Below are 20040 nucleotides of genomic sequence, written 5' to 3'. Positions count from 1 at the left end.
GTCCTTCGTCGTTCATCGCTGGCAGGGCAGGTCGCCTGGGCGCCGCCATGGTCATGACCGCCACCCGGCTATCGGAGCAGCGCCCGGCGCGCGGCGGCCAGGCGGCGTAGCACGCTGCCGTCGACCACCTCGTCGCCGACCTTCACCACGACCCCGCCCAGGAGGTCGGGATCGAGATCGACCTGAAGTTGGATCTGGCGGCCGAAGTACCGGCTGATCGCCGCGCCCAGGCGGGCGATGACCTCGTCGGTCAACGGCACCGCCGTGCGCACGATCGCGACGACCCGACCCCGGCGGGCCGCGGCGATCCGGCTGAAGTCGGCCAGGCGACGCTCGACGTCACCGTGGATCCGGTCGGCCGCGGCCTGCTGGGCCAACCGCAGGGTGACCGGGTGAGCCCGACCGGACAGCAGCCGGCTCAGCAGCGCGTTCTTGACCGACGCCGGCGCGGCCGGGTCGGTCAGCGCCAGGGCGAGCTGCGGGTGCTGGCCGAGGATCCGGGCGAACCTGAACAGCTCGTCCTCGACCTCCTCCAGCGCGCCGTCCCGCTCCGCCTCGACCAGCAGGGCCTCGACGCTCAGTTCAAGCAGCGCGTACTGCAGGTCGACCGGCCGGGACCAGCGCGCCGAGACCGCGGTCTGCACGATCCGCAGGCTCACCGCGTCGAGCTGGCGGCCGAGCAGCCTGGCCGCGAGCTCCGTGCGCGCCGTCGGGGGTGCGCCCGGGTCGGTCAGCGCGCGGCGCACGGTCGGCTCCCGGCGGAGCAGGTCGGCGACGGCCCGCAGGTCGTCGGCGACCCGACTGGCATCCACCGAGGTGACGGCGGCGCCCGGCGGCGTCGCCGTGGCCTCGTCGAGGGTCGCCCGCGCGGTGGCGAGCCCGTGCCTGCTGGCTCCCTCCACCGTCAGCCTCCCGACCCCACCGGCGCGGGAGTGCTGCCCGCACCCTCGGCCGAGTTGTCCAGGGCGGCGATGAAGTCGTCGACGAGCCGAGCCTGGGTGGCGGTGCTCTCCACCTGGTAGCCGACGATCTTCGAGGCGAGGTCGATCGCGATCACGCCGACCTCCCGACGGACCTGGGCCACGATCTGCGCCCGGTCGGCCGCGAGCTGAGCGTCGGCGCGCTCCTTGATCTCGGCGATCTCCCGCTGCGCGGACGCGCGGAGCTCCTCGACGATCTGCCGGCCCTCGGTGTGCGCATCGTCCCGGATGCGCGCGGCCTCGGCCCGGGCCTCGGTGAGCTGCGCCCGGTACTGCTCCAGCAACGCCTGCGCCTCACGCTGCGCGGCCTCGGCGCGGGCAAGCCCGCCCTCGATGCGCTCGGTGCGCTGCGCGTAGGTCTTCGCGATCTGCGGGCGGATCTTCCAGAAGAAGAAGGCCACCAGCAGCCCGAAGGCCAGGGTGCCGATGAGCAGTTCGCTCAGCGGCGGGATAAGAACGTTCTCGTCGGAATGCCCGCTCTCGCTCGCGGCGAGAAGGATGGCGGCTGATGCGCTCATGGTCGCTGCGCCGGTTTACGGGAAGACGAAGGGAACGACGAAGCCGATAAGCGCGAGCGCCTCGGCGAGGGCGAAGCCGATCAGCATGTACCGGAAGGCGACCTGCTCCGCCTCGGGCTGCCGGGCGATCGCCTGGACGCCGAGACCGAAGATGAGACCGATGCCGATACCCGGGCCGATGGCGGCCAGACCGTAGGCCACGGCGCCGAGGCTCCCGGTCACGGCGTCCTTGGAGGCGAGAACGATCGAGGGGTCCATTACGGTGCTTTTCCTATTCAGTCGGGCACCGGGACTCGGCCGGTGCTGGGGGGAGTGTTCAGAACTAGGCGTGCGCGGCTGCCGGCACGCCCACCGGGGCGTGCTCGGCGAGTTCCTCGGACGGAGCAACCTCGTGCTCTCCATGCGACATCGCCCCGCCGATGTAGGCGGCGGTGAGGATGGTGATGATGTACGCCTGGAGGGCATCGATGACGAGCTCGAACGCCGTGAGGATGATCGCCACGAGCAGGGACGCGACGCCGAATACGAAGGGAGGCTTGGGCAGGAGGTAGTCCGCGCCCAGCGAGAAGACCAGCAGCAGGAGGTGACCGGCGAACATGTTCGCGAACAGTCGGATGGCCAGCGTGAACGGCCGGACGATCAGCGTCGACAGGATCTCGATCGGGCCCAGCAGCAGGCGGATCGCCAGCGGCGCGGTGGGCGCCGGGTCGATCATCTCCTTGAAGTACGCACCCGCGCCGTTGGCCTTGATGCCCGCGTAGTTGAACATCACCCAGGTGACGACGGCGAGGACCATCGGGACCGCGATGCGCGAGGTCGCCGGGAACTGGGCCGCCGGGATGATCGCGAGGACGTTGCTGACCAGCACGAAGCTGAACAGGACCAGCAGGTAGGGCGTGTAACGCGCGCCCTTCTCCCCGATGACCCCGCGGGCGATCTGCAGATCGACGAAGTCGTACGCGGACTCGCACAGGTTCTGGATCCCGCGAGGTATGATTTTAGCTCGACGGAAACCCAGCCAGAAGATCACGCCAACGAACAGCGCGGCGAAGATCGTAAGCGCGGTGGCCTTGTTGAGGTAGAGATTGACCGAGCCGATCCCGACATCGAACCAGTGCGGAGTCTGGAAGACCTCCTTCGTGGGGCCTTCGAAGCCCTCATCAGCGAGGACCGGCACGACAAACACCTCCATGATCGATTAAGTAGCGCGTCCACGGCTCAGCGAGGTTGCCGTGCCGGCGGCAGATTGCCCCCACCCTACCGGGTTCGCACGACACGCTCACACCGAAGAACGACCCGTAGCCAACCGGCGGCAGCGCTTCGAGGGACACCTCGACAAGCCCAGGCCCTGATGGGTGTCGGCAGGCCGACGTCCTGTTGCCCGCGATACTATCCACACCGGCGCGCCACAGGCACCAACTCGCTTCGAGGTTCACCCCGGTTCATGTGCGCGTTGTCCGGAGGTTTCGCTCCGTTGATGACGATTCCACATTGCGTGACCACCTCATGACGTCCAGTTCGCGTTGACGCCCGCCTGCGGGCCGTCGCTCGGCGTGGTGCCGGGACGTGCACGGGTTGCGGTCATCTCGCCACTCCCTCCCGGCGGTCCGCCGCTTGCGCCCACTCTTGCCTATTTCGCCCGCGACGTCGATGACCTGGGAGGTCATGGTTGCGCCGGTGGGACCGGTGCGCGGTCGCCGCGGGTTTTCCCGATGACCGGTGAGATCGCGGCGAATCGGACCGACCGCACCCATGGAACAGCGGGGAATGGTCGGATAGACAGGTCCACGGGAGGGAACGCCCCGGTCCATTCGGAACGGGACGGCCGGGACCATCGGGATGCAACGAACGGGACGACCGGAACGTCCCCACCAACTCCGGCAAAAAGGGGCGAACGACCCCCGACCAACCGGCTAACGCTGAGTCAGCCGGTAGATGACCAGGTACATGGCGGCCCCCATGCCGACCGCGAGGCCGATGGGCAGGAACAGCGCCCGAAAGCCGAACAGCCGGTCGGCACCAAAGCCCACCAGTCCCCAGAACGCCATCCCGGCGATCAGAGTTCCGAAGACGTTCCACGCCTCGCCGGGATGCTGCCCGCCCCGCGCACGCTGCCGGGGCGGACGACCGGACCCGTGCGGGGTGCCGGCACTTTCGGGTGCCCCACCATCGGGCCCGGGCCGCGGCGCGCCGCCGGCGGCCGGCCCCGGGCTCCGGTCGCTCCGGTCGCTCATCGCGTCGGCGGCCGCCGCGCGGCGTCCCAGGCACCGGGGCGATCCGGGTCGAAAAAGGGCACCCGGGTGTGGGTCGCGACCCACAGCTCGGCACCCATCCAGGCGAAGACGCCGCCGAAGATCGACCAGGCGAAGGCCGGCAGGTCGAGCGCCGAGCTGTCCTGGAGCCCCAGCAGCACCACCCCGAGCACCGCGATCTTCAGCGCGTAGGTGCCGAGGGCCGCCGGCAGCAGCAGGTGCGGCGCGCGGCGCGCGACCGCGCCCACCGCCAGCTTGCTGATGGTGAAGAACGCGACGACGATGGCGAGCCCCAGCGCCGCGCTCAGCGCGCCGGTCCCGCCACGCAGCCCCGCGGAGATCGCCACGGCGGGCACCGCGAGCGCGAGAGTGAGGATCAGGCCGAGTCGGATCACCCGGGCCGCCGGCACGATCACGCGCGTGCCGACTTCTGCGTGCGGACCAGCAGCGCGAGCAGCGCCGCCAGCCCGACCCCGACGGTGGCGACGAGGATCGGCAGGGGGGAGGCGGAGAACGACGCGGCGACACCGCCGAACCCAACCAGAGCCGCCCAGAAATACATGAACAGAACCGCCCTCACGTGCGAATTACCGATCTCCAGCATCCGGTGGTGGAGATGCATCTTGTCGGCCGCGAACGGCGACCGCCCCGCCCGCGTCCGCCGGATGACCGCCAGCCCGAGGTCCAGAAAGGGAACAGCGAGGACGGCCACGGGAATCGCCAGCGGGATCAGCGACGGATACGACCGCGAGGGTCCAGCGTAACCTCCATAGGCGACCTGCCCGGTGACAGAGATCATCGAAGCGGCGGACAGCAGGCCGATCAGCATGGAGCCGGAGTCGCCCATGAACAGCCGGGCCGGATTGAAGTTGTGCGGCAGGAACCCGACGCACACCCCGGCGGTGACCGCGGCGAGCAGGGCCGCGGGCGACGCCCGGTAGAAGCCGTCGATCACCGCGATCTCGTAGGCGAAGTAAAAGGTCGCCAGCGACGCGATCGCCGCGACCCCGGCGGCGAGCCCGTCGAGCCCGTCGATGAAGTTCATCGCGTTGATCATCACGACGGTGGCGAGGATCGACAGCGGGACGGCGGTCTCCGGCCCGAGACTCAGGGTGGTCTCGCTGTTGCGGTCGATGGCGAACGACCACTGGACGCCGAGCAGCACCATGATGCCGGCGGCGGCGACCTGGCCGGCGAGCTTGGTCAGGGAGTCCAGCTCCCACCGGTCGTCGGCGACCCCGAGCAGGCAGATCAGCGTGCCGGCGATGAGCACCGCCCGCGTCTCCGACCAGTCCTGGGACACCACCGACAGGAACGGCAGCCGGTCGGCCACCTCCAGCCCGGCGTAGAGGCCGGCAAGCATCGCCAGGCCGCCGAGCCGGGGCGTCGGGATCGCGTGGACGTCGCGGTCACGGACCCCGGCGACGGCGCCGATGCGCATGGCAAAGGTCCGGGCCAGCGGCGTGGCGAGGAACGTCACCGCCGCCGAGACCACGAAGACGAGCAGGTACTCGCGCACCGTCGGGTATCTCCCACTGCCGACCCGGATGTGGTGGAACGCTGTGATGGAAACGCGGAGGTGGAACTCGGAACGTCGCCCGCGGCGGCTACCGCGGGTACGCGGGGTGCCGTTCGACGAGTGTGGCAACGCCCGCCGCGATGTCCGCCGCCGCGGCGGGATCGCGCACCGCCCGGGCGATCAGGGCGGCGATCTCCTTCATCTCGCCCTCCCCCATTCCCTGGGTGGTGACCGCCGGCGTGCCGACCCGGATTCCGGAGGAGATCGCCGGCGGCTGCGGGTCGTAGGGGATCGCGTTCTTGTTCAGGGTGATGCCGGCGGCGTCGCAGCGGACCTCGGCGTCGCGGCCGCTGACCCCGAGCTCGCGTAGGTCGAGCAGCGCGAGGTGGGTGTCGGTGCCCCCGGCGACCGGCCGGATGCCCTCGGCGGCGAGACCGTCGGCCAGCACCTGCGCGTTGGCCACCACCTGGCGAGCGTACTGGGCGTAGGCGGGGGTGGCCGCCTCCCGCAGCGCGACGGCCTTCGCCGCCACCGCGTGCATCAGCGGTCCGCCCTGGCTGAAGGGGAACACCGCCTTGTCGATGCGCCCGGCCAGCTCCTCGCGGGCGAGGATCATCCCGCCGCGGGGGCCGCGCAGCACCTTGTGCGTGGTGAAGCTGACGACGTCGGCGTACGGCACGGGGCTGGGGATCGCGCCGCCCGCGACCAGCCCGATGAAGTGGGCCGCGTCCACCATCAGCCACGAGCCGACCTCGTCGGCGATGGACCGGAAGGCGGCGAAGTCGATCAGGCGCGGGTAGGCGGTCGCGCCACAGATGATCATCTTGGGACGGTGCTGACGGGCGAGATCGCGGACCTGGTCGTAATCGATGAGCTCGGTGTCCTCGCGCACGCCGTAGGCGACGACGTCGAACCACTTCCCGGAGAAGCTCACCTTGCTGCCGTGGGTGAGGTGACCACCGTGCGGCAGCGACATCGCCAGCACCGTGTCGCCCGGGGTCAGCAGCGCCGCGTACACGGCGAAGTTCGCCGACGCGCCCGAATGGGGCTGCAGGTTGGCGTGCTCCGCGCCGAAGAGCTCCTTCGCCCGGGCGATGCCGATCTCCTCGGCCCGGTCGACCACCTGGCAGCCGCCGTAGTACCGCCGGCCGGGATAACCCTCGGCGTACTTGTTCGACAGCGTCGAGCCCAACGCCGCGAGCACCGCCGGCGAGGTGAGGTTCTCGCTCGCGATGAGCTGCAGGCCCCCGCGCAGCCGAGCCAGCTCGTCGAGCACCACCCCGGCGATGTCCGGATCCGTGTCGGCGAGCTGGTCGAAGTCCGGGCCCCAGAACGGGGTGCTCATGGCGTACCTACCTCCTGCGCTCGTGCCGCCCGATCGGGACCAATGGTCCTCCGCGCCGGCACGGCCCTCCACTCGGGCCGGCCCAGGGCCGGGTCGCGGGCCGATTCAGGACCGGCTCAACGGCCGGCGGGTTCCCGCACGAGGGGCAGGACCTCGCGCAACGCGTCGAGGCCGACGGCGCCGCTGCGGACCACGACCGGCACCTCGCCGGTGCAGTCGACGATGGTCGAGGGCACGGCCGCCGGGCACGGGCCGCCGTCGAGATACACCTCGGCGGCACCGCCGAGCTGGTCGACCGCCTCGTCCGCCGTGGTCGCCGGCGGCTGGCCGCTGATGTTCGCGCTGGAGACGGCCATCGGCCCGGTGCGGCCCAGCAGCTCGATCGCCACCGGATGCAGCGGCATGCGGACCGCCACGGTGCCCCGGCCCTCGCCGAGATCCCAGCGCAGCGACGCCGCGTGCCGGACCACGAGCGTCAGCCCACCCGGCCAGAACGCCGAGATCAGATCCTTCACCTGCGGGGTCTTCCGGTCGATGAGCCCGTCCAGGGTCCGCCAGGAGCCGACCAGGACCGGGACGGGCATGTTGCGCCCGCGCCCCTTGGCGGCCAGCAACGCGGCCACCGCGTCCCGGTCGAACGCGTCGGCCCCCAGGCCGTACAGCGTGTCGGTGGGCAGTACCACCAGCCCGCCGCGGCCCACGGCGGCGACCGCCGCGTCCAGCCCACGGGCCCGCTCGGCCTCGTCGGAACAGTCGAAGCGCTGCATCACCGCTCCTCCCCTGTCGCTCGCTCCCCGGCGCCGGCCCGGCGCCGGCCGCTGACGAACCGGTCCCGCCCGGCCAGGTCGGGATGGTCGGCCACCTCCGCCCACCGCCCGTCGGCCCGCAGCAGGCCCGGTGCGGCGGCACCGTGACCGTCGGCGTGCTCGACGACGAGCAGGCCCCCCGGGCGCAACAGCCGGGCCGCCAGCGCGACGACGGCTCGCACCACGTCGAGGCCGTCCGCACCGCCCCACAACGCCCGGGGCGGGTCATGCTCGCCCACCTCGGGCTCCACCTCGTCGCGGTCGGCATCCGGAAGATACGGCGGATTGCTGACGACCAGGTCGACCGACCCGGCGAGCCGGGCAAGCGACGCGGTGGGCGCGGCGGTGACGTCGGCCTCGTGCACCGTGACCGGAAGTCCGCTCGCCGCAACGTTACGCCGCAGCCAGCCCAGCGCCGCGGGGTCCACCTCCACGGCGTGCACCCGGGCACCGGGCACCTCCGCGGCGAGGGACAGCGCGATCGCCCCGGACCCCGCGCACAGGTCCACACACACTGGGCCGCCCGGCGCCGCCGGCGCTGCGGACGGGGCGGGCAGGGCAGGTAGCGAGGACGGGGCGGGCAGGGCGGGCACCGAGGGCAGCGCGGGCACCGAGGGCAGCGCGGCGAGGGCCCATCCGACGACCGACTCCGTCTCCGGCCGGGGGATGAACACCCCGGGGCCGACGGCGAGGTCGAGGTAGCGGAACCCGGCGAGGCCGGTCAGGTGCTGCAGCGGTTCACGCCGGGCACGCCGGCCCACGAGCTCGTCGAGGCGCTCCGCGGCCGGCGGGGGCAGCTCGTCGACTGCCACCAGCCGGGCCCGGGAGATCCCCAGGGCGAACGCGGCCAACTGCTCGGCGTCGGCGCGGGGGCTGGCCACCCCGGCCGACCGCAGCCGTTCGGTGGCCCGCGCGAGCCAGGCCGCGAGTGTCACGGCGGACCCGCGGGTCATCGACGGGCCGGTCATGACGCCTGGGCGGACAGCCGGGCCTCCAGATCCGCGGCGGCGAGCGCGTCCAGCACCTCGTCGAGCTCGCCGTCGAGCACCTGGTCGAGGTTGTGCGCCTTGTACCCGACCCGGTGATCGCTGATCCGGTTCTCGGCGAAGTTGTAGGTGCGCACCCGCTCCGAGCGGTCCACGGTGCGGACCTGGCTGGCGCGCGCCAGCGACGCCTCCGACTCGGCCTTCTCCCGGGCGACGCCGAGCAGCCGGGCGCGCAGGATCCGCAGCGCGGACTCCTTGTTCTGGAGCTGGCTCTTCTCGTTCTGGCAGGACACCACCAGACCGGTCGGGACGTGGGTGATCCGGACCGCCGAGTCGGTGGTGTTCACGCTCTGCCCCCCGGGTCCGGACGAGCGGAACACGTCGATGCGCAGGTCGTTCGGGTCGATCTCGACGTCGACCTCCTCCGCCTCGGGAAGCACCAGCACCCCGGCCGCGGAGGTGTGGATGCGCCCGGCGGACTCCGTCACCGGCACCCGCTGGACGCGGTGCACCCCGCCCTCGAACCGCAAGCGGCCATACACGCCGTCGCCGGGCGCCGAGCCGCGGGCCTTCACCGCCACGCTGACGTCGCGGTAGCCGCCGAGATCGGACGGGTTGGCGTCGAGGATCTCGGTCTTCCAGCCGCGGCGCTCCGCGTAGCGCAGGTACATCCGCAGCAGGTCGCCGGCGAACAGGGCCGACTCCTCGCCGCCCGCGCCGGCCTTGACCTCCAGGATGGCGTCCCGGGCGTCGTCGGGATCGACCGGGACCAGGTAGGCACGCAGCCGCTCGTTGAGCCCGGCCAGTTCGGCGTCGAGGTCGGTGACCTCGCCGCGGAACGACGTGTCCTCCGCGGCGAGCTCGCGGGCGGCGGCGAGGTCGCCCTCCACCCGCTCGAGCTCCCGGGCCAGATCGACGACCGGGGCGAGCTGCGCGTAGCGGCGGCTCAGGGCACGGGCCTTCGCGGGGTCGTTGTGCACCGCCGGATCGGCGAGCTGCCCCTCGATCTCGGCGTGCTCCGCGACGAGGCCGTCGAGCGGGGACGTCATGGTGTTTCCTCTTCGCGCATCACGGTCCCGGACGCCACACGGCTCCGGAGCCAGGGTCGGCGGGGCGGCGCTGCCTGCGGCGCCCCGGACGCAAACGGCGCCCGCCCGGGGATCCGGACGGGCGCCGTGGCCGCACTACTTCGCGCCGCCGACCTTCTCGCCGGGGCGCCGCCGGCCGAACCGGCGCTCGAACTTCTCGACCCGCCCGCCGACGTCGAGGATCTTCTGCTTGCCCGTGTAGAACGGGTGGCACTGCGAGCAGACCTCGGCGTTGACGACGCCGTTCTCCTTGGTGCTGCGGGTGGTGAAGGTGCTCCCGCAGGTACAGTTCACGGTCGTCTCGTGGTAAGTCGGGTGGATATCAGCCTTCATGGTCCCTCTTTCGATGTGGCCGCCGGGTCGCCGTCCGGATGGAGGGCGTGAACCGGAGCCGTTCCGCTACCAGTCTGCCAGAGGCGGACGCCACGTCCGCGGTGACTTTCCCAGGTCCGTCAACGCCCCCACGGGCCAAGCTGTTCCGCCCCGGCTGCGTCCCCCGCTGCTCTCCCCCGACCTCACCGAGGACCCCACCGGCTCCCCAGCCGGACCATCCCTGGACGACTACCGGCATCCCCAAATTTCGCCGAAGGCCCCACCAGCTTCCCCAGCCGGACCGCCGAAGGCGATCCGGCGTCACCCCGAACGGCGACCAAGGAATCCGGGGTCCCCAAATTTCGCCGAAGGCGAAATTTGGGGCTAATCCTGCGGCGGCGCCGTCTTGGCGATCTGCATGAGGAACTCGTAGTTCGTCCGGGACTGCTTGAGCCGGTCCAGCAGGAGCTCCAACGCCTGCTGGTTCTCCCGGGTGTGGAGCACCCGGCGCAGCTTGTGCATGATCGAGAGCTCTTCGGGGGCGAGGAGGATCTCTTCCTTGCGGGTGCTGGAGGCGTCGACGTCGACCGCCGGGAAGATCCGCTTGTCGGCGATCTTGCGGTCGAGCTTGAGTTCGGCGTTACCCGTCCCCTTGAACTCCTCGAAGATCACGGTGTCCATCGTCGAGCCCGTCTCGACCAGCGCCGTCGCGATGATCGTCAGCGACCCGCCGTTCTCGATGTTGCGCGCCGCGCCGAGGAAGCGCTTCGGCGGGTAGAGCGCGGTCGAGTCGACACCACCGGACAGGATCCGGCCGGAGGCGGGGGCGGCCAGGTTGTAGGCGCGGCCCAGCCGAGTGATCGAGTCGAGCAGGACGACGACGTCGTGGCCGAGCTCGACCAGGCGCTTGGCCCGCTCGATGGACAGCTCGGCGACGTTGGTGTGGTCGGCCGGCGGCCGGTCGAAGGTGGAGGCGATAACCTCACCCTTGACCGAGCGCTGCATGTCGGTGACCTCCTCCGGCCGCTCGTCGACGAGGACGACCATGAGGTGGACTTCCGGGTTGTTCGTGGTGATCGCGTTGGCGATGGACTGCAGCACCATCGTCTTGCCGGCCTTGGGCGGGCTGACGATGAGGGCGCGCTGCCCCTTGCCGATCGGCATGACGAGGTCGATGACCCGCGTCGTGAGCAGGTGGGGCTCGGTCTCCATGCGCAGGCGCTCCTGCGGGTACAGCGGCGTGAGCTTGGTGAACTCGGGCCGCCCGCGCGCCTCGTCGGGTTCCATCCCGTTGATCGTGTCCAGCCGGACCAGCGCGTTGTACTTGTCCCGACGCTGCTCGCCCTCCTGCGGGGCGCGCACGACGCCGGTGATGGCGTCACCGCGGCGCAGCCCGTTGCGGCGCACCTGGGCCAGGCTGACGTAGACGTCGGTCGGGCCGGTCAGGTAGCCGCTGGTCCGGACGAAGGCGTAGTTGTCCAGAACGTCGAGGATGCCGGCGACGGGCACGAGGACGTCGTCCTCGCGCAGCACCGGCTCGTTCTCGGCCGGGCCGACCTGTCCACCGCGACCGCGGTTGCGGCCACGCTCACGGAAGCGGCCCCGCCGGCTGCGGCCGGCGAAGTCGTCGTCGCCCTGACCGTTCTGGCCGGAACGGTCACTACCCGGACGCTCACTACCGGCACGGTCACCGCCGGCACGGTCACCGCCCGAGCGGTCGCCGCCGGTACGGTCACTGCCCGAGCGGTCGCCGCCGGTACGGTCACCGCCCGAGCGGTCACCGCTCGAACGGTCGCTGCCGGAACGGTCGCTGCCGGAACGATCACTGCTCGAACGGTCACTGCTCGAACGGTCACTGCTCGAACGGTCACTGCCGGAACGGTCACCCTGGGTCCGGTCGGCGCGGCCCGATGAACGGTCACCGGACTGCCGGTCCTGACGATCCCCGCCGGACCGACGATCCGTGCCCTGGCGGTCGTTCGTGGGCCGCTCGCCGCCGTCGCCGCCAGAACGGCCATTGTCGCCGGAACGACCGCTGTCACCGGAGCGACCATTATCGCCGGAGCGGTCGCGGCGGTCCTCACGACCGCGGGCAGCGCCTTCACCCTGTCGGCCGGGGCTGGTCGCCGGCTGGGTCGGGGCGGACTGGGCGGAAGCGGCGGCCGGCTGTGCGGAGACGGCCGCGGGCTGCGCCGGGGCCGCCACGACCGGGGCCGGACGGGTCTCGACGACCGTGTCGCCGGCCGGGTCCGGCAGGGTCGGCTGCTCGAGGGCAGGGCTGGCCACACCGCGCGACGCGCCGCGGCGAGAACGGGTGCGGGTGGTGGTGCTGGGGCCGCCGCCGTCGCCGGCGGGCTGACGGGCCGCCGCCAGGGGCGCCCCGGCGGGCGCCTCACTCGGCGCCGGGATAGGCGCCACCGGCGCCAGGTCGGTGGCGGAAGCCGTTGCGGAACCGCCTGCGCCCTCGCCGTTCTGCAGGTTCTGGATCGCGGCGATGAGCTGGCCCTTGCGCAGCCGGCCCACCCCCTGGATACCCATGGACGAGGCCATGGACTGCAGCTCGGGGAGCAGCATCGCGGACAGCCCGGTGCCCTGCCGCCGCCGCCGGGTCGCGGTGGCGCCCTCGGCGGTCGGGGCCGCGGTCGCGGCGGCGGCCCGGGAGCCGCGGCCGGCGCGCGCGCTGCCGTTGTCGGCGGCGGGCGCGGTGGTGATGGCGTCTGCGGACGAGGTGCCGGCCGCCGGCCCGCTCTCGTGGGGCGGCGATGCAGGCGTCGCAGGCGCCGCAGACTCACGTGCGCTCACTGGCAGCACGTTGGTGGTGTCGCTCAAGGTTTTCCTTCCCTGAAGGAACTGGCTCCTGATGAGCCGGGCGTAGCTTGTGAACCTTCTTCGCCTGCACAGATGCCGGGTGAAGGGGATGTACAGCACCGGATGGGCGACGTCGCGCCCGTCTACGGCGCCAGCGGCCGACTGCCGCGAGCGAACTCGCCGATCCCGCCCAGGTGTGCCGGTGTGGAGCCGAGGCAACGACGACGAGGCCGATAACACCGGAGTCCCGAACCACGGCCCATCTGGCACTGCCAGAGCGGCACTGCGGGAGCGAGCACGCGCCGCGGTGGCAGCGGGTGCAGTCACCAGACTATCCAGCGGCAGACACCTCGGCAACAACCTTGAGACGTCAGGACTTCCCGATGTGACCCACGACCACGAGCTGCGGCCCGACCGCCCCACCCCAGCCCGAAAATATTACCTTATGAATCCGTTTGACTACCTTTCGGGGTCGAGGCGGGTAACCTGCGCCCCGAAACGGTCAACGCTCAGCGGCGCGACCGAGAACTCGGAGCTCGCCGCGCCCACCGCCGCCGCGGCCTGCTCCCCGCCGACCGCGAGGGCCAGCACGGACGGCCCGGAGCCGGACAGGGTCGCCGGCACTCCCAGGGCGCGCAGTCGGGCGACCAGCTCGCCGGTGGCCGGCGCGGCGGGCAGCCGGTAGGGCTGGTGGAGCAGGTCCTCGGTGGCGCTGAACAGGGTGCGGGCGCGCTGCGCCGCTCCCGCGGGCTCGGCGGCGGACATCGTCAGCGCCAGCAACGCAGCCCGGCCGAGGGTCCGGGCGGCGTCGGGCAGCCCGACGAGCGCCGGCAGCGCGCCCCGCGACGCCTCGGTGGACTGGCGCACGGTCGGCACGAAGACCACCGGCCGCAGCTCGGCGAAGGGGTCGACGCGCAGGCAGCGGGCCCCCTCGACGTCCTGCCAGGCGACGGTGAAACCACCCGACAGCGCGGCGGCCACATTGTCCGGATGGCCCTCGATGTCATGCGCGAGACGCAGCATCCACGCGGCTCCGGCGGGCACCGAGGACCCGGGACCGGCGGCGGCCGCGGTCACGTCGGAAGGGACGCCAGGACGGGCTACGCCGGGGTCGCCCTCGTTCGCCGCGGCGCCGGCCTCGAACTCCGGGCCGAGATCGGCCCGGGTGAGCGCCGCCGCCGCCACGATCCCCGCCACGATCGCGGCCGCGGACGAGCCGAGCCCGCGGCCGTGCGGGATCCGGTTCACGCAGCGCAGGGCGAGCCCCGGCTGTGCCCGGCCGAGCAGGTCGAACGTCGCCCGGATCGCCCTGACCACCAGGTGCGTCTCGTCCTGGGCGACCTCGTCCGGGCCGACCACGTCGACCGTCAGGCCGGACGCGGTCACCTCCACGTCGACCTCGTCGTACAGCCCGAGGGCGAGGCCGAAGGCGTCGAATCCCGGGCCGAGGTTCGCGCTCGTCGCGGGAACCCGCACCCGGACCCGCCGGGGGGCGCCGTCGGCAGCCGTCCAGCCGGCGCCGGCCGCCGGCAAGCTCCCGTCCGCCCCCGGCGCGTCGCGAGCTCTCGCGCCGAGGATGCTGCGGTCACCCGCGCCGGAGATCTCGCGGACCGCGGCGCCGAGGGCCACCTCGGCCCCCGGGACCGCGCCGGACACGGCGGTCACGACGTCCGCAGCCCGAGCGCCTCGGCGGCGCCCGCGACGGTCGGCCGGATCGTCTCCGGGCGCGCCGCCCCACTGATCGCCCAGTCGGGGTCCTTCAGGCCGTTGCCGGTCACGGTGCAGACGACGCGCTGGCCGGCCTCGATGCGGCCGTCCTTGCGCGCCATCAGCAGCCCGGCGATGCTCGCCGCGCTGGACGGCTCGACGAAGACGCCCTCCCGGCGGGCGAGCAGCCGGTAGGCGGCGAGGATCTGCCGGTCGTTGACGGCGTCGATGAGGCCGCCGGAGGAGTCCCGTGCGTCCACGGCGAAGTCCCAGGAGGCCGGGTTGCCGATGCGGATCGCGGTGGCGATCGTCTGCGGCGAGGTGACGATCTCGCCGCGCACGATCGGGGCCGCGCCCGCCGCCTGGAAGCCGCACATCCGCGGCCGGCCGGCGCCGACGCGGGCGTCCTCCTCGAGGTACCCCCGCCAGTAGGCGGTGATGTTGCCGGCGTTGCCGACCGGCAGGCAGTGCACGTCCGGGGCCCGCCCGAGCGCCTCGACGATCTCGAACGACGCCGTCTTCTGGCCTTCCAGGCGGTACGGGTTCACCGAGTTGACCAGGGTGACCGGCGAGGTGTCGGCGAGTTCCCGGGCGACCCGCAGGCAGTCGTCGAAGGAGCCGTCGAGCTGGAGCAGCCGGGCGCCGTGCACGAGCGCCTGGGCGAGCTTGCCCAGCGCGATCTTCCCGCTGGGGACGAGCACCGCGCAGGTGATGCCGGCGCGGGCGGCGTAGGCGGCCGCCGAGGCCGAGGTGTTGCCCGTGGAGGCGCAGATGACCGCCTGGGAACCCGCGCCGACGGCCCGGCTGATGGCCATCGTCATCCCGCGGTCCTTGAACGAACCCGTCGGGTTCGCGCCCTCCACCTTGAGATGAACCTCACAGCCGGTGAGCTCGGACAGGTGCTCCGCGTGCAGCAGCGGCGTAGCGCCCTCCCGCAGGGTGATCACCGGCGTGTCGTCGTCGACCGGCAGCCGGTCGCGGTACTCCTCGATGATCCCCCGCCACGGCCGGTGCGACCGGTCGGGCGGGGTGGACGCCGCCGGCGCCGCCGGCCCGCCCGGGAACGACGCGGACTGTTCACGAGCGCTGGACTCGGCGGCGGCGCTGGACTCCGCACGAGCTGTGGACGTCGTGGTCACGGCTCACCTCCCTCGACCCGCATCACGCCGGACACCGCCCGCACCCCGGCGAGGCCGCGTAGCTCCTCGACGGTGGCCGACAGCGCCGCGTCGGGCGCGGCGTGCGTCACGAGGACAAGGCTCGCGTCGTCGCCGCGGCCGTCCTGGCGGACGCTCCTGATGGACACATCGTGACGCGCGAAGGCACCGGCGACCGTCGCGAGCACGCCGGTCTTGTCGGTGACGTCGAGATTCACGTGATACCTCGTCACGGTACGGCCCATCGGCAGGACGGGCAGCGCCGCGTAGGACGACTCGCCGGGTCCGCGACGGCCCGCGATGCGGTTGCGCGCCACAGCGACCACATCACCGAGCACCGCCGACGCGGTCGGCGCCCCGCCCGCCCCCTGGCCGTAGAACATCAACTGCCCGGCGGCCTCCGCCTCGACGAACACGGCGTTGAACGCCTCCCGCACCCCGGCCAGCGGGTGGGTCCGCGGGATCATCGCGGGATGCACCCGGACGCTGATCCCGTCGGTCTCGGCGGAGCGCTCGGCCACCGCCAGGGCCTTGACGGTGCAGCCCATCTCCCGCGCGCTCGCGATGTCGGCGGCGGTGACGTCGCCGATGCCGACCCGGTAGACGTCGTCGATGGTGACCGGCGAGTGGAAGGCGAGCTGAGCCATGATCGCCGCCTTCGCGGCGGCGTCGTAGCCGTCGATGTCGGCGGACGGGTCGGCCTCGGCGTAGCCGAGCGCACCGGCCTCGGCCAGCGCCTCGGCGAACGACGCGCCGGTCTCGTCCATCCGGGTCAGCACGAAGTTCGTGGTGCCGTTGACGATGCCGAGCACCCGGCGGACGCGGTCGCCGGCCAGGCTTTCGCGCAGCGGGCGGATCAGTGGGATCGCCCCGCCGACCGCGGCCTCGTAGTACAGGTCGGTGCCGGCGGCGGCCGCCGCGTCGTGCAGCGCGGCGCCGTCGGAGGCCAGCAGCGCCTTGTTCGCGGTGACGACCGGTTTACCGGCCCGCAGGGCGGCCAGCAGCCAGTCCCGGGCCGGCTCGATCCCCCCGACGACCTCGATGACGAGATCGACGTCGTCGCGGGCGACGAGTCCGGCGGCGTCCGCGGTGAACAGGTTCGCGTCGATGTCGAGGTCACGGACCCGCTCCGGGCGGCGCACCCCGATCCCGACGAGTTCGAGCGGCTCGCCGACCCGGGCGGCGAGGTCGCCGGCGTTGGCCCGCAGCAGCCGGACGATCTCGCTGCCGACGACGCCGCAGCCGAGCAGCGCGATCCTCACGGTGTCACCGCCGGGTCCGCCGGGTCCGCCGGGTCCGCCGGGTCCGCCGGGTCCGCCGGCTCCGCGGGGTCGATGTCGAGGCGCAGCAGGTCCTCCTCGGTCTCCCGCCGGACGATCAGCCGGGCGGCGCCGTCGCGCACCGCGACGACCGGCGGGCGGGCGACATGGTTGTAGTTGCTGGCCATGGACCGGTGGTAGGCCCCGCTGGCCGGCACCGCGACGAGATCGCCGGGGCGCACGTCGTCGGGCAGCGGCACGTCGTGGGCGACGACGTCGCCGGACTCGCAGTGCCGGCCGACGAGCGTGACCACGTGGGCCGCGGCCGAGCCCGTGCGGGAGACCAGCCGGGCGGTGTACCGGGCGTCGTAGAGGGCCGTGCGGATGTTGTCGCTCATCCCGCCGTCGACGCTGACGAAGGTGCGCAGCCCGGGCAGATCCTTGACCGTGCCGACCTCGTAGAGGGTGACCGTCGTCGGGCCGACGACGGCCCGGCCCGGCTCCACGCCGAGGCGCGGGACGGCGAGCCCCGCGGCCGCGCACTCCTTGCCCACGACGGCGGTCAGCCGCTCGGCGACGTCGGCCACCTCCAGCGGGGCGTCCTCGCTGGTGTAGGCGATGCCGAGCCCACCGCCGAGGTCGAGCTCGGGCAGTTCGAGGTCGTGGGTGTCGCGGATGCGCGCCAGCAGGCCGACCATGCGGTGCGCGGCCAGGCCGAACCCGGCCGTGTCGAAGATCTGCGACCCGATGTGCGCGTGCAGGCCGACGAGGTGCAGCGAGCCGGCGGCGAGCACCCGCTCCACCGCCTCGGCGGCCGCACCGCCGGCCAGCGAGAAGCCGAACTTCTGGTCCTCCTGGCCGGTGGAGACGTAGTGGTGGGTGTGCGCCTCGACCCCCGGCGTGACCCGCACGAGGACCCGCTGGCGCACCCCGGCCTCGGCGGCGACGGCGGCCAGACGGTCGATCTCGGCGAAGGAGTCGACGACGATCCGCCCGACGCCGTAGGCCACCGCCGCTCGCAGCTCGGCGACCGACTTGTTGTTACCGTGGAACAGCAGCCGCTGCGCCGGGAAGCCGACCGAGCGGGCCACGGCGAGCTCGCCGCCGGTGCAGACGTCGAGGTTCAGCCCCTCCTCGGCCACCCAACGGGCGACCGCGCGGCACAGGAACGCCTTACCGGCGTAGTAGACGTCGCAGTCGGAGAACGCGCGCCGCCAGGCGGCGCACCGGGCCCGGAAGTCGGCCTCGTCCAGGACGAACGCCGGGGTGCCGAACTCGGCGGCCAGCTCGTCCACCCGGACGCCGCCGATCCGCAGCACGCCGTCGGGGTCGAGCCGGGCCGTCGCCGGCCAGAGGCTCTCCTCCAGTGCCACCACCGGGGCCGCCACCGCCGGGTTGTCGGTCTCGCTCATGTCGCCTCTGCCTGTCTCATCCCGCGGCCTGCCTCATCGCCGCGGCCTGTCCCAACGTCCCGGCCTGCCTCGACGTCCCGGCCTGTCTCGACGTCCCGGCCTGTCTCGACGTCCCGGCCACTGTCCGCCATCCGGTCACATCCGCTCGGGAGCGCTGACGCCGAGCAACCCGAGGCCGTTCCCGAGCACCACCCGGGTCGCGGCGACCAGCAGCAGCCGGGCACCGGTGAGCGGGCCCGCCTCCTCATCCCCCTGCGGGAGTACCCGGCAGGCGTCGTAGAACCGGTGGTAGACCCCGGCGAGTTCCTCCAGGTAGCGGGCGACCCGATGGGGGCCACGCAGGCTGGCCGCCGCCTCGATCACCCGCGGGAACTCGCCGAGCCCCCGCAGCAGGTCGACCTCGCGCGGATGGGTCAGCAGCGCGACGTCCGCCGTCTCCGGCGCGGTCGGCAGGCCCAGTGCCTCGGCGTTGCGCAGCAGCGAACTGATCCGGGCGTGGGCGTACTGGACGTAGAACACCGGGTTGTCGCTGGTCTGGCGGGTCACCAGGTCGAGGTCGAGGTCGAGGGACGAGTCGAGCGAGGACCGGACCAGCGAGTAGCGGGCCGCGTCGACCCCGACGGCGTCGACGAGGTCGTGCAGGGTCAGGAAGGTCCCGGCCCGCTTCGACATCTTCACCGGGGCGCCGCCGCGCGACAGCGTCACCAACTGCCCGATGATGACATCCAGGTTGCTCGCCGGGTCGTCGCCGAAGCAGGCGGAGATCGCCTTCAGTCGGGCGACGTAGCCGTGATGATCCGCCCCGAGCAGGTAGATGAGCTGGTCGAAACCGCGGCCCCGCTTGTCGCGGTAGTAGGCGGCGTCGGCACAGAAGTACGTCGGCTGGCCGTCGCTCTTGACCAGGGGACGGTCCTTGTCGTCACCGAAGTCGGTGGTGCGCAGCCACACCGCGCCGTCGGCGTCGTAGACGTGGCCCTGCGCGCGCAGGTCGTCGATCGCCTTCGTCAGCGCGCCGGCGGTGTGCAGCGCCCGCTCGGAGGCCCACCGGTCGAAGTGGACGCCGAAGCCCTCCAGCGTCGACCGGATCTCGGTGAGCATCAGGGCCAGGCCCTCTTCGGTGGTCACCGCGAGCGCCTCGTCGCCCGGCAGGTCGAGCAGGCCCGGCCGGGCCGCCAGCACCGCCGCGGCGATCTCCGCGACGTACGCCCCGTGGTAGCCCTCCGCCGGGATCTCCCGGCCGGCGGCCGCGGCCAGCACCGACGCGCCGAACCGCTCGATCTGCACGCCGGCGTCGTTGACGTAGTACTCGGTGCCCACCGAGTACCCGGCCGCGGTCAGGATGCGGCCCAGCGCGTCACCGACGGCGGCCCACCGGGCCGAGGCGAGTGTGACCGGCCCGGTCGGATTGGCGCTGACGAACTCCAGGTTGACCCGCACGTCGCGCGGCTTCGCCGCCTGGCCGTAGCTTTCACCGGCCCGCACCACCGTGCGGGCGATCTCGCCGAGGGCGTCCCCGGCGAGGGTGAAGTTGAGGAATCCCGGACCGGCGATGTCGACACTCGCGATCCCGCTCTGGGTCACCAGCCGGCCGGCCAGCACCTCGGCGACGGCGCGCGGCGGGCGGCGGGCGGACTTGGCGAGCTGCAGCGCCACCGGGGAGGCGTAGTCGCCGTGCCCGGGGGTCTTCGGTCGCTCCACCGTGACGGTGGTCGGCACAGTCACGTCCAGGTCACCGTCGGCGACCGCGCGGCCAATGGCCGCGACGATGGCGTCGGCGAGATCGGCGGGAGTCATGTCGCGATGCTATCGGCGCGACGCCATCCCACGTCCGCCCGCCGATCCGCCGTCAATGCCACCGCGCGGCGAACCAGCGGTCCGGGCGGCGCGAACC

18 protein-coding genes are annotated in these 20040 nt (G+C 72.8%); all 18 read right to left on the bottom strand.

Going from position 1 to position 20040, the window contains the following annotated elements:
- Positions 1–68 precede the first annotated feature (68 nt).
- Entirely contained in the window at positions 69–902 is an 834-nt protein-coding gene (locus AC5R91_RS24405) for a F0F1 ATP synthase subunit delta (protein WP_495393638.1), read from the bottom strand.
- Between the two features lie 2 nt (positions 903–904).
- The gene (locus tag AC5R91_RS24400; protein ID WP_495393637.1) at positions 905–1498 is read right to left on the bottom strand and encodes a F0F1 ATP synthase subunit B; all 594 of its coding nucleotides are present in this window, start codon (positions 1496–1498) and stop codon (positions 905–907) included.
- Positions 1499–1513: 15 nt separating this feature from the next.
- Positions 1514–1756 (bottom strand): ATP synthase subunit C-like protein, encoded by a 243-nt coding sequence (locus AC5R91_RS24395; protein WP_009742208.1) that lies wholly within the window; start codon positions 1754–1756, stop codon positions 1514–1516.
- 64 nt (positions 1757–1820) lie between these two features.
- Entirely contained in the window at positions 1821–2690 is an 870-nt protein-coding gene (gene atpB, locus AC5R91_RS24390; RefSeq protein WP_495393636.1) for a F0F1 ATP synthase subunit A, read from the bottom strand.
- Between the two features lie 721 nt (positions 2691–3411).
- Entirely contained in the window at positions 3412–3732 is a 321-nt protein-coding gene (locus tag AC5R91_RS24385) for an AtpZ/AtpI family protein (RefSeq protein WP_495393635.1), read from the bottom strand.
- Positions 3729–4166: a Cg1360 family ATP-synthase-associated protein gene (locus AC5R91_RS24380; RefSeq protein WP_495393634.1), complete on the bottom strand. Its 438-nt coding sequence runs from the start codon at positions 4164–4166 to the stop codon at positions 3729–3731. Before AC5R91_RS24380 ends, AC5R91_RS24385 begins: the two co-directional genes overlap by 4 nt.
- Positions 4163–5269 (bottom strand): MraY family glycosyltransferase, encoded by a 1107-nt coding sequence (locus AC5R91_RS24375; protein ID WP_495393633.1) that lies wholly within the window; start codon positions 5267–5269, stop codon positions 4163–4165. The genes AC5R91_RS24380 and AC5R91_RS24375 overlap by 4 nt, the downstream gene beginning before the upstream one ends.
- An 88-nt stretch (positions 5270–5357) precedes the next feature.
- Positions 5358–6614 carry a serine hydroxymethyltransferase gene (gene glyA, locus AC5R91_RS24370; RefSeq protein ID WP_495393632.1) on the bottom strand — a complete coding sequence of 419 codons (1257 nt, stop codon included), beginning with the start codon at positions 6612–6614 and terminating at the stop codon, positions 5358–5360.
- A 116-nt stretch (positions 6615–6730) separates the two neighbouring features.
- The gene (locus AC5R91_RS24365; RefSeq protein ID WP_011607002.1) at positions 6731–7381 is read right to left on the bottom strand and encodes an L-threonylcarbamoyladenylate synthase; all 651 of its coding nucleotides are present in this window, start codon (positions 7379–7381) and stop codon (positions 6731–6733) included.
- Positions 7381–8388, bottom strand: a complete 1008-nt coding sequence (gene prmC / locus AC5R91_RS24360; RefSeq protein WP_495393631.1) for a peptide chain release factor N(5)-glutamine methyltransferase — start codon at positions 8386–8388, stop codon at positions 7381–7383. Before prmC ends, AC5R91_RS24365 begins: the two co-directional genes overlap by 1 nt.
- Positions 8385–9455 carry a peptide chain release factor 1 gene (prfA, locus tag AC5R91_RS24355; protein ID WP_495393630.1) on the bottom strand — a complete coding sequence of 357 codons (1071 nt, stop codon included), beginning with the start codon at positions 9453–9455 and terminating at the stop codon, positions 8385–8387. Before prfA ends, prmC begins: the two co-directional genes overlap by 4 nt.
- A 135-nt stretch (positions 9456–9590) precedes the next feature.
- Positions 9591–9827, bottom strand: coding sequence for a 50S ribosomal protein L31 (gene rpmE / locus AC5R91_RS24350; RefSeq protein ID WP_011607005.1), 237 nt, complete (start codon positions 9825–9827; stop codon positions 9591–9593).
- Positions 9828–10190: 363 nt separating this feature from the next.
- Positions 10191–12635, bottom strand: coding sequence for a transcription termination factor Rho (gene rho, locus AC5R91_RS24345; RefSeq protein WP_495393629.1), 2445 nt, complete (start codon positions 12633–12635; stop codon positions 10191–10193).
- A 438-nt stretch (positions 12636–13073) separates the two neighbouring features.
- Positions 13074–14279 (bottom strand): homoserine kinase, encoded by a 1206-nt coding sequence (locus AC5R91_RS24340; protein WP_495393628.1) that lies wholly within the window; start codon positions 14277–14279, stop codon positions 13074–13076.
- Positions 14276–15460: a threonine synthase gene (gene thrC, locus AC5R91_RS24335; RefSeq protein WP_495393627.1), complete on the bottom strand. Its 1185-nt coding sequence runs from the start codon at positions 15458–15460 to the stop codon at positions 14276–14278. The genes AC5R91_RS24340 and thrC overlap by 4 nt, the downstream gene beginning before the upstream one ends.
- Positions 15457–16740 (bottom strand): homoserine dehydrogenase, encoded by a 1284-nt coding sequence (locus AC5R91_RS24330; protein WP_495393626.1) that lies wholly within the window; start codon positions 16738–16740, stop codon positions 15457–15459. Before AC5R91_RS24330 ends, thrC begins: the two co-directional genes overlap by 4 nt.
- Entirely contained in the window at positions 16737–18149 is a 1413-nt protein-coding gene (gene lysA / locus AC5R91_RS24325; RefSeq protein WP_495393625.1) for a diaminopimelate decarboxylase, read from the bottom strand. The genes AC5R91_RS24330 and lysA overlap by 4 nt, the downstream gene beginning before the upstream one ends.
- Before the next feature lie 135 nt (positions 18150–18284).
- A complete protein-coding gene (gene argS, locus AC5R91_RS24320) occupies positions 18285–19943 on the bottom strand; it encodes an arginine--tRNA ligase (protein ID WP_495393624.1) in 1659 nt (552 codons plus the stop codon).
- Positions 19944–20040 lie beyond the last annotated feature (97 nt).

It is taken from the genome of Frankia sp. BMG5.60, assembly GCF_059428125.1.
Note: the sequence above shows the minus strand (reverse complement) of the source record. Positions and strands in the feature narration are given on the sequence as shown.

Bases quoted from the DNA above. Each gene is read 5' to 3' on its own strand.
- AC5R91_RS24400 (WP_495393637.1), bottom strand. From the start codon at position 1,498: ATGAGCGCATCAGCCGCCATCCTTCTCGCCGCGAGCGAGAGCGGGCAT.
- AC5R91_RS24385 (WP_495393635.1), bottom strand. From the start codon at position 3,732: ATGAGCGACCGGAGCGACCGGAGCCCGGGGCCGGCCGCCGGCGGCGCG.
- prmC (WP_495393631.1), bottom strand. From the start codon at position 8,388: ATGACCGGCCCGTCGATGACCCGCGGGTCCGCCGTGACACTCGCGGCC.
- prfA (WP_495393630.1), bottom strand. From the start codon at position 9,455: ATGACGTCCCCGCTCGACGGCCTCGTCGCGGAGCACGCCGAGATCGAG.
- glyA (WP_495393632.1), bottom strand. From the start codon at position 6,614: ATGAGCACCCCGTTCTGGGGCCCGGACTTCGACCAGCTCGCCGACACG.
- atpB (WP_495393636.1), bottom strand. From the start codon at position 2,690: ATGGAGGTGTTTGTCGTGCCGGTCCTCGCTGATGAGGGCTTCGAAGGC.
- AC5R91_RS24395 (WP_009742208.1), bottom strand. From the start codon at position 1,756: ATGGACCCCTCGATCGTTCTCGCCTCCAAGGACGCCGTGACCGGGAGC.
- rpmE (WP_011607005.1), bottom strand. From the start codon at position 9,827: ATGAAGGCTGATATCCACCCGACTTACCACGAGACGACCGTGAACTGT.
- argS (WP_495393624.1), bottom strand. From the start codon at position 19,943: ATGACTCCCGCCGATCTCGCCGACGCCATCGTCGCGGCCATTGGCCGC.
- lysA (WP_495393625.1), bottom strand. From the start codon at position 18,149: ATGAGCGAGACCGACAACCCGGCGGTGGCGGCCCCGGTGGTGGCACTG.
- AC5R91_RS24365 (WP_011607002.1), bottom strand. From the start codon at position 7,381: ATGCAGCGCTTCGACTGTTCCGACGAGGCCGAGCGGGCCCGTGGGCTG.